1 protein-coding gene is annotated in these 284 nt (G+C 56.0%); it reads right to left on the reverse strand.

The window, feature by feature from the left end; translation table 11 throughout:
- The coding region (locus LZP73_RS20695; protein WP_208705755.1) for an ATP-binding cassette domain-containing protein at window positions 1–260 on the reverse strand (260 nt) is incomplete at its 3' end.
- Between the last annotated feature and the right edge of the window lie 24 nt (window positions 261–284).

Here is a 284-nt window from a genome sequence, read left to right on the forward strand (position 1 = left end):
CGAAACAGCGCGTAATGCTGGAACACGAAACCGACTTTACGGTCCCGCGCGTGCAGACGGCTCACGTCGGTACCGTGGAAGCGAATATGCCCGCTGGTTTGATGCTCCAGCCCGGCAATAATGCGCAGCAGCGTGGTTTTTCCGGAACCGGACGGCCCCAGCAACGCGACCATCTGACCAGAAGGAATATCCAGTGAGATATCGTTCAGCACCTGGGTGCGACCAAACGACTTCTTAATATTGGCAATCTCAATGCTCATGATGTTCCTCCTGCTGCGCGCGTT

Source organism: Shewanella sp. AS16 (assembly GCF_021412365.1).
Taxonomy (GTDB): Bacteria; Pseudomonadota; Gammaproteobacteria; order Enterobacterales; family Shewanellaceae; genus Shewanella; species Shewanella salipaludis.